This window comes from Mesorhizobium sp. M1E.F.Ca.ET.041.01.1.1, assembly GCF_003997355.1.
Lineage (GTDB): Bacteria > Pseudomonadota > Alphaproteobacteria > Rhizobiales > Rhizobiaceae > Mesorhizobium.
In genome coordinates, this window is sequence record NZ_RZSL01001213.1 from 1 (window position 1) to 566 (window position 566).

The window sequence follows — 566 nt, forward strand, 5'->3', positions numbered from 1 at the left end:
GCGTGGCGGCGCCACCGGCACCTTCGCCGGCGTGTTGGCCGACTGGGCCTTGGCTTCATTCTTCGGCGCGGCATTGGGTATCGCTGGCTTGACCACCTCGGTCTGGTCGCCCTGACCGGCAGTCTGGTCGGTGGCCGGCGTGACCGTCCCCGTCGCCTGGGCGTCGCCCTGCCCGGCCGGAGCAACGTGCTGCGGCGCCGGATCGGCTGGCTCGGTTGCCGCCACTTTCGGCGCGGCAGGAGCCGGATCCTCGTGCGCGACCAGCGAGCCGTCAGGCTTCACCATCATGGTTTTGACCTTGCGCGGCGCTACGGCGACGACGTCATTGCCGGTCCCCTTGTCGGCCTCTTGCAGCACCTGGGCGATGCGGTCCTCCGATTTCGGCGTCGGAGCGGCCGGCTGCGCGGTGCCCTGGGCGCTACTCGGCGCTGCCGCGTCAGGACCCGACGCTACTGCGTCCGGACCCGGCGCTGCCGCGTCGGGATTGGCCGCTGCGTCGGCGCCAGACGCTGCATCGGTGTCGTCGGGCGAAAGATCGCCGATCCGGCTCTGCGGCGGTTTCTTTG

1 pseudogene is annotated in these 566 nt (G+C 71.4%); it reads right to left on the reverse strand.

The features are described from left to right. Positions 1–566, reverse strand: a pseudogene (locus EOA38_RS38425) (SPOR domain-containing protein); the annotation flags it as partial.